This is a genomic window from Candidatus Poribacteria bacterium, assembly GCA_021295755.1.
In the GTDB taxonomy this organism is placed as follows: domain Bacteria; phylum Poribacteria; class WGA-4E; order WGA-4E; family PCPOR2b; genus PCPOR2b.
The window spans coordinates 1-9114 of record JAGWBT010000186.1; the positions used below are offsets into that span (position 1 = coordinate 1).

Below are 9114 nucleotides of genomic sequence, written 5' to 3' on the forward strand. Positions count from 1 at the left end.
GTTCAAACCGCACCGTGATACGCATATCAAATCCATACCCATCGATGGCGGTAATCTTTCCTCTCCCAAACTGCGCGTGATGCACAACGTCTCCGACGTTGTAAGGGAATGAAATCTCCTCCTCAAAATCGGGTTCATCGGGATCGTAAGACGAAATCACCGGGCGCCGAGGCGATTCGTAGGAGGGACCTTCATCGACCAGTTCGGGAGGAATTTCTTCGATGAAGCGTGAGGGGATGCGATAATCGATATCCCGATACAACCGCCGCGAACGGGCATACGTCAAGTAAACATGCTCCTGGGCGCGTGTGAGCCCAACGTAACAGAGCCTCCGTTCCTCCTCAAGTTCGGCTTCGGTGTCGTAAGAACGTTGATGGGGTAACAACCCTTCTTCGATTCCAACCATAAAGACAATCGGAAATTCCAACCCCTTCGCGCTGTGTAACGTCATCATTGTCACTACATCGCTCTTATCCTCCATGTTGTCGATATCGGAAGCCAATGTAATCTTTTCCAAGAAACTTGTCAACGTCGGCTCTGTCTCGCTTTCCTCATACTCTGTAACCGCTGCAACTAACTCTTGGAGGTTCTCTTCGCGGGTTTGTGCCTCAATGGAGCCTTCGCTCCTCAAGGCTTGGAGATAGCCGGTGCGATCTATTAAGTCCTCCGCCGTGCGCGACGGTGGATCATTTGCGTTGAACGACGCGATCAATTCAGCGAACCCACGCACCTTGTTTTTCGCGCCATTGTTGAGTGTTGACACCTCCCCGACACGCTGAATCGCTTCAAATAGAGGGATACCCTCTTCGTAGGCGAAATCCTCAATCTTTTGCACCGTCGCAACGCCGATCCCTCGACGCGGCACATTGATGATACGCTTAATGCTAACCGTGTCGGCGGGATTGACAATCACCCGCATATACGCCATGATGTCCTTGACCTCCATCCGCTCGTAGAACCGGATGCCACCCACTATCTGATACGGGACATTTGCGCCGCGCAGCGCATCTTCAAATGTACGGGATTGGGCGTTGATCCGATAAAAGATTACACAGTCGCCGTATTTCCTCCCACGCCCGCGCCACTCTCTAAGCTGCCGCAGCACATAGTCCGCCTCTCTGACGTCTTCCGTCGCTTCATGGAGGGTGATTGCGCTCCCTTTCTTGTTCTCTGTCCAGATCTGCTTCTCCTTGCGTTTCTGGTTATTGCGGATGACGTGATATGCGGCTTCGAGGATATTTTTCGTTGAACGGTAGTTCTGCACCAAGCGCAGGACCGTCGTGTCTGGATAATCCTCCTCGAAATCGAGGATATTGTTGATGTCCGCCCCACGCCATGAGTAGATTGAATTATGAACGCAGATGCCATTTGCGATATAGTTATGTAGACAATCAACGTCTATGTCGTAGACATATCCCTGATAATCTTCCCATTCAACCGATTCAACCAGATCTTCAACGAGGGCGCCATCACGTTCTATAGCCAAGTACATTTTGGGTTGAATGTGACTCGCCGGCTGAAAATCGTATTTTCGATTGTCAACCAAAAATGCGCCGGACTGGATTTCTAAATCACCTGCTGCGTGAGCAATTTGGTTCGCCAATTTGAGAGTTTCCTCATAGTCCAAGCGAACCTTTTCAATCCGCCATGTGTTGCGGCTCCCCGTTCTGGTATAATGTCCTTGCGACTGCAACTGTTTTTCTAATTCACGATCGGTGGTATTCAATGAAACACGGTGTGCATGCCAAGGACTTTGCTGGCTCACACGTTTATCGCTGAACATCGTGAAATTAACAATCTGTCGGTCAGGAGACTTATTCCCCGAAATACCTTTCGGACGATAGCTTGGATAGTCGTGGAATAGATAGAGTTCGCGCATAAGACGTTTAGCGTTTGACGCTGTATCAATATGTTTATAAATGAAATTGATCTGATTCTGCTGCATCAGGGAAGCATGGCCAGCCACATCGAAAACAGTTGTGGGGATACCATACTCAAAGGCATAATACTGTTCCCACATCTGTGCTTCAGTACGAGTTTGACAGGTTTTCAAAATCCATACTTTCTCCGCTTTCTCTTGTACGCACCGCTGACGAACTCCTGTCTGTAGGGGGTGATCTTTGAATCCATCACTACGGGTCCCCTTAGAAATACCAATTCGATAACCACGGTCCCGTCTGAACATTAGATAAACATGATGTAGATCCGGCGCGTTACTAAGGCGCGAGAAGAGAACATGGTTCGGTGTCGCACGCAATCTCGCACCACTTTGGGTGGTAATTTTAACTAATTTCCCTTCATACCATTTTCGGTGGATGCCGCTGACTTCTGCGGTAAGGGTTTTCCCTCTACCTGCTGCTGCAACGACGCTATCCTCCCAGTGTAGGTTTTCAATCGGAGCCTGCCCATCGGGAGTCTGAACCAACGTTCCTGCAGGTAAACATTGATCATCGTCGCCCACGACGCAGATATTCTGATGCTTCTGTGCCAACGCGTTGACAAGCAGATATTGACCGCGATTGGTATCCTGATACTCATCGACGAGGATGTACCGAAACTTGTCCTGATAGTACTCTAATACCTTCGGGTTTGCCTCGAACAGCTCGACTGTTAACTTGATTAGATCGTCAAAATCGAGTGCGTTGTTTGTCCGAAGGAAGTCTTGATACATCGGATAGATCTGTGCTACGGACTCCTCGAAAAACCCTATTGCACGCTTTGCGTACTCTTCAGGAGAGACAAAATCACTCTTAGCTCTACTGATCTCACCGATGACGGGTCCCGGATTATTCAGTCGAAATTGAAGTGTCTTAATGAGTTCCTTAATCAGGGTTTGCTGATCGGACGTGTCGTAAATTGAGAACGAGCGTTCATAGCCGAGATGATGGATGTCTCGACGTAGAATCTGAGCGCACGTCGAATGGAAGGTTGCAACCCACAATGGACTTGGCCCAATAAGATTTTCAAGACGGGTTCTCATCTCTTCCGCAGCTTTGTTTGTGAACGTCACCGCGAGAATATTATATGGGGAAACGCCGTGGTGCCGGATGAGGTAGGCAATTCGATGGGTAATCACGCGGGTTTTGCCGCTGCCCGCACCTGACAAGATGAGCAGTGGTCCCTCAGTATGCTGTACCGCTTTACGTTGCACGGGATTCAAAGATTCGAGGAGATCGGTCATCAAAAGTTCCTTCCGAATAAAGAAGTATGGCACGGTTCTTTCAAGCGTTAAGTATAAACGATTCGCTGCATATTGGCAAGGTAGAAATTCATGGAATGGAGTGGGATTTAATTCCCAGCTTCAACACAGGGAATCAGCACATCTACACAATTTGAATCAGGTGTGGTAAAATAACCCCAATTAATAGTATAGGCATACTCCGTATGCCGTAACTCGCGTAAAAAAATCGGAGCCATGAAATCAGATCTCTCAAAACACCGCAAACCCATCATAAAAAGCCTCATCATCGCAGGTCTTCTGATAACAGCGTTCGGTTTGCTGCTGCTGCACGAAGTCCACGGTAGGAGCAAATTGGTTTCACCGCCGGCGACACCAATTTTCACCGATCGATACGGGACATTTTTAGCGGAGGGAACTGCCGACGAGGACGCACCACTCGGCTTTTGGGATCCGCCAGCGGTTTTACCTGAACGGATCGTTGCATGCCTGTTAGCAATCGAAGACAAGCGGTACTACGAACATTTTGGCGTCGATTTCCGTTCTCTCCTTCGGGCATTGGTGAATAACCTCAGCGGTGGGCCGCGGCAGGGTGCCTCGACGATTGCCATGCAGGTGGCGCGACTGCAACGCCCCGGTGAGCGAACCCTCTGGAGAAAAGCGTGTGAAATGGGAACGGCGGTGTGGCTCAACCGAAAGTACGGCCATCAAAACGTGCTGCGGCACTACTTGAAGATTGTTCCTCAAGGCAATCGTATCCACGGCGTCGCCTACGCAGCGAGGCGGTATTTCCGGAAACCTTTGGCAGATCTGAGTTGGACAGAAGCAGCGATATTGGCAAGTCTCCCCAGAGCGCCGGGCAGAATGAACCTTTACCAATTTGAAGGACGACGAAAAGCGTTTGAACGTGCAAAACTGATTCTCAATCTGCTCCATAAGAACGGGACACTCGATGCAGACAACCTCGCAATCAGCCAGCGCCAGCTAAAGTCCTTGAAGATCCCCGTTAAGGAATCGCGACCGTATCACAGTTATCACGCCATTCTGCGCCTTCAAGAGACGATGAATGGGACCGATTCCTATACGAAACCGGTACTCACTACTTTGGACCTTCCCCTTCAGGAAGTTGTGGATAGCACTGCCGGTGAAGCGATGGAGCAGCTCCGTCAACGCGGTGCGGGCAACCTAGCAGTTATCGTGGCAGAGCGCGAGACAGGGGCGATACGGAGTTATCTGGGCTCAGATTTTTACGCCGATACAGACTTCTCCGGTGCCATCAATTATGCGACAACTCCGCGATCTGCTGGTAGCACCCTGAAGCCTTTCATCTACGCTTTGGGTATGGAAACCGGGGCGTTCTCCCCCGCCAGTGTATTGGCGGATCTGCCGTTCAATCTGGTGCATTCGAGAGGCCAGTATAGCATCCATCTCGGTCCGATGCTCTATCGAAAGGCGCTTGCCAATAGCCGAAATATCCCGGCAGTTCATGTCCTGAAGACGGTAGGGCTAGCAAAGACATACGATCTGTTTCGACAATTGGGACTCGCAAAGGACGACAGATCTGCTAGCGTTTATGGGCTTGGATTGGCAATTGGCGGGCTTTACGTCACTTTGGAGGATCTCGTCGCCGCTTATGGCGTGTTGGGGGTCGATGGGAAAGCGTTTGGGTTGCGCTGGTTTGAAACCGATGATGAAGAGGCACCGTCGCAGCTTATCCCTGAAGATGTGGCTCGGCAGATCACGCTCTTTCTCTCCGATCCACTGGCGCGGTTGCCCACTTTCACTCGCATGGGACCGTTAGAATATCCCTTCCCGGTGGCGGTGAAAACCGGTACCTCTCAGGGATTCCGAGATGCGTGGGCGGTGGCTTACAGTTCAAAATACATCGTCGGTGCATGGATCGGGCACCCGGATCATGAACGGATGAAGCAGGTGGCGGGCCTTGATGCAGCGCAGTTGGTAAAGGGGATTCTGCTTTTTTTGCACCCCAAGGAACGTCGGGGAGTGGACGAAACGCCGTTCCCACCGCCCCAATCGCATCAGGATTCAGGGGGTTCTGTGGGCTATCAACTGGCTAAGCTCTGTCCGATGTCGGGAGAGCTTGCAACCGAGGCGTGCGCCGAAACCGTCTTGGAATATCTCCTCCTTGGGATCGAACCGACTGCTTTCTGCCCCGTCCACCAATCGTTTGCAGTTGACCGACGAACAGGAGAGCTAGCTGGTCCTATGACACCTCCAGAGTGGATAGAAATCAGAAGTTATGCTGTCCTATCGCCACAGTTTGCCGCTTGGGGAGCAGTGCACGGCTACAATCCCCCGCCATTACCCTCAACCGAATCGCCGTTCGTGAGCATTGCCATTGAAGAGCCTGTTAATGGGAGTGTTTTTCGATTTCATCCAGATACCCCACAGCAGTTGCAGAGCATTGCGCTCAGAGCCTACGTTTCTCCCACTGTCCCGGAGATTATCTGGTATGTGGACGGGGAACCCTTTCAAAAAGTGGCATATCCTTACACAACGCGATGGCATCTTCGCGCAGGTTCCCACGCGCTCCAAGCTCGCTTCCCTCACGCCGATGTACAGAGCGGTATCATCACCATAACTGTTGCTCCGTAGAAACCGAGTTTTTTCTTTACATGAGCCGAAATGGGAAGCTGAATCGCCCCGTTTTCTAGTCATGACACAATGAACCAATGAACTAATGAACCAATGAACCAATTATGCCAGACTCCGCTGCCAAGTGGAGACTGTTGGATCAAAGGAGGTACTATGAACCGCGTCGCACCAGAACTGACAGACCTGCACCATATCAAACTCTGCTACAGCAAAGAGGCATACTGCGGGCATCCCCGACAATGCCCAATCTACAATTACGGGGACGGCGAAATTGTTGTAGTCCACCACCATGCACCCGCCACCTATCAGACAAAGGAAAATATCCAGCACGGTCAAACCGGCTACAAAGGTCGGGCGAAGATCTTGCTTCAGCGATCATACGATCACGGTCAGACCTGGGCCCACGAAAACGAGGTGGTGATTTGGGACGACTCGCGCCCCTTGGAAGATAAGCGTGCCGTCCTGTGGCAAGCTGATGAGCCGGGGATAACCCGCGAACAGATTGATCTCGCTAGCCCGGAGACAGCGATCTACTTCCCTCGTCCCCAAACGGGTCCCGCGGATGCCAACGGGGAGCCGAGTCTGGAATGCTTTGCCTTCCGTTCCGCTGATCGAGGTCACACATGGGAGACCGTTCCGACGCGAGTGGCACCACCGCCACCGCTCAAATATGTCCATGTGGACGGAGCGCCGTTGGTACAGTGTCCCGACGGTACGCAGATGGCAGCGGCGACCGTGGGTCCAAGCGCAAATGATAACTTCGTGGGGGTATACGGCACCGACGACAACGGCTTATCTTGGGAATATCTGGGGGAAGTCACACGCGATCCCACAGGTCTAGGACGACCGACCTACGCGAACTTGCTGCTGCTGCCGAGCGGACGGTTGCAGTGCTATATGCTCAACATCGGTGGCATCCGGAACGCGATCCAGATGGCGTATTCTGACGATGGCGGCTACAGTTGGAGCGAACCGAAACCGATTGTGGCGTGGGGACAGTCGCCGTGGACGGCGGCGCGTCGTGAACGGTACATCTGGGAAGGAGCTAGGCGGAACGGTGTCCACTACCGATCGCCTTGGTCGCTACGGCTGCGTGACGGACGGACTCTGGTGCTGTTCGGTCGACGCAAGCCACCATTTGGAATCGGCGTAATCGTCAGTGAGGACGATGGGGATTCTTGGTCGGCAGAGGGAATCATCCGGGCGGACGCCAGTGATTGGGATCTCGGTTACCCCGTCGCCACGGAACTGGACGATGGACGTATCTTCACCGCCTACTACTACATGGAGAAAGATGGGGTCAACTTCGGCGGCGCACGCCATATTGCCGGGAGTTTCTTCCGTTTGTGATAAGACGTGAGGCGTGAAACGTGAAACGTAAAACGTGAATGAACTAATGTACTAGTGAACTAATGAACAGGAGGTTGTAAATGGAGACAAGGACAATTGATCGAATTGGCGACAGGTGGTTAAGTCAGCAGCCCATCTATCGGACAGATTTGGATCGCTGTACCCCCGCGGATGCGCTTGACGCGGAACCACATCTGCGTCGTTGGCGGACGCTGACCTACGAAATCGACTCACTATCCGGCACCATGTTGATGGCAGGGCCAGAGACAGCGGCGCCTACTATCACCTATCCGTTGAACCTGCGCGGTTTATACGCGGTGTCTATTGGCGTCCTGCCGATTACAAGTTCCGAAGAAGGGCACCAGCTTGCAATTCTCCTCAAACGCAGCGGAGACGAGACATTCACAGCCCTCACGCTACCGCCGCAAAGCGACGGGGGACCTCACCATCATGAGCTTATCGAGATGTTCTGGCGGATCACTGACTTGACAGATCACGGTTTGCAGATTGGACAGATTGGCGCACGGGTGGCACCGGCTGATAATGCCGGCTCGTTTGAGTGTGCGCCGGCGCGGGTGGCTTACTTCAAGTTTGTGCCGCTGACAGATGCAGAAACCCACGCCTTTCAATCAGATCAGCAGGGTGCTGACACCCGGCGATTGTTTGCTCACAATGACGCCCACGGTCCCCACTACCAGTATCGTTTGACGACTCCCGAACACGTCAGGCGCGAGATTGAACCGTATCGTGACACAGATTTCTCACGCATCTATTGGGAAGCGGGCGGCGGCGACCAGACCTCATATTTCAGTGAGATTGGGCGGCGGCACGCGATTGATCTCGCCGATTTCGGTCGGCGCGGGGATCGGCTACACGTAGAAAGCTGGCACGAGTTTGAGGGACAAGGGATAGATCCATTCGATGTCGCGCTTGAGCATACACACGAGATCGGGCTTCAGTTTCACGCCAGTTACCGGGTCGCAGGTTTTCATTACCCGCCACCGCTTGATCATTTCAATACAGGGGATACTTTCTACAAGAGACATCCGGAATGGCGCGGTGTAGACCGGGCGGGTCGGCAAACGCCACGAATGGCATACAGCTTTCCAGAGGTTCGCCAGTTTGTCATCTCGTTGCTTCGCGAGATGGCACAACGACCGATCGACGGTATCTGCTTGCTCTACAACCGCCGAATGCCGTTGGTGGAGTATGAACCGCTAATCGTGGAGGGGTTCAAGCGACAATTCGGCGAAGACCCACACCAGTTGGATGTGCACGATTCGCGTTGGCTCTCCTATCGGACGGGCGTTCTGACAGAGTTCATGCGAGAGGTTCGGGCTGCAATGGATCAAGAGGGGCGCGCGCAGGGGCGGAGGGTGCGTATCGAGATCTCAGCGATCGTCGGGGGCACTGAGCGGGAGAATCTCGTCAACGGAATGGACCTTGCGACATGGGTGGGCGAAGGTTTGGTGGATACCCTCATCCCCTATACGTCGGGCCCGAACTACGACAGCAGCGTAACGGCGTGGACGGATCCGAAACAGCTGGAACACTTCGTGAATATAGTTCGCGGAACATCGTGCGTGCTAGCCCCGAATCTCATGCCGCGTCACATGACGCCGGAGGAGTTTCGGCGACGTGCTGCGACGGTCTATAGTGCTGGTGCTGAACACATGTTCTTTTGGGATTGTGCGGGGGGATCGGGGCGCGCCAACTGTCGTGATACATGGAACGCACTGCGACGGCTCGGACATCAGGACGAGATCGATGCGTGGCGGGCGTCAGGTGAGTCAGACCTGTCGAACCCGCGCATGGATCTACGCAAACTCGGCGATTGGGACCTGTCTTACGTCACGCCCGGATAGTTCAGGGCGATTTTCTTATCCTAACACAAATGTTTTGGACAGGTACAAGCTCCCGATGGATCCCCGATAAATCGAGACCAGAGGGACAGGTGGGATTAAGAAACC

General features: G+C 52.9%; 4 protein-coding genes. 3 read left to right on the top strand and 1 reads right to left on the bottom strand.

Features of this window, described 5'->3' with window-relative positions; translation table 11 throughout:
• Positions 1–3181 (bottom strand): UvrD-helicase domain-containing protein (locus J4G02_20985; GenBank protein ID MCE2396999.1); only part of this gene is annotated, 3181 nt, incomplete at its 3' end.
• Between the two features lie 234 nt (positions 3182–3415).
• Here J4G02_20985 and J4G02_20990 point away from each other — a divergent pair.
• From J4G02_20990 to J4G02_21000, 3 genes are all read left to right on the top strand, one after another.
• Positions 3416–5794, top strand: a complete 2379-nt coding sequence (locus J4G02_20990; protein ID MCE2397000.1) for a transglycosylase domain-containing protein — start codon at positions 3416–3418, stop codon at positions 5792–5794.
• Positions 5795–5947: 153 nt separating this feature from the next.
• Positions 5948–7144 carry an exo-alpha-sialidase gene (locus J4G02_20995; protein ID MCE2397001.1) on the top strand — a complete coding sequence of 399 codons (1197 nt, stop codon included), beginning with the start codon at positions 5948–5950 and terminating at the stop codon, positions 7142–7144.
• 80 nt (positions 7145–7224) lie between these two features.
• Entirely contained in the window at positions 7225–9009 is a 1785-nt protein-coding gene (locus tag J4G02_21000; protein MCE2397002.1) for a family 10 glycosylhydrolase, read from the top strand.
• Positions 9010–9114 lie beyond the last annotated feature (105 nt).

Coding starts and splice junctions, on each gene's coding strand:
- J4G02_20990 (MCE2397000.1), top strand. CDS start 3,416: ATGAAATCAGATCTCTCAAAACACCGCAAACCCATCATAAAAAGCCTC.
- J4G02_21000 (MCE2397002.1), top strand. CDS start 7,225: ATGGAGACAAGGACAATTGATCGAATTGGCGACAGGTGGTTAAGTCAG.
- J4G02_20995 (MCE2397001.1), top strand. CDS start 5,948: ATGAACCGCGTCGCACCAGAACTGACAGACCTGCACCATATCAAACTC.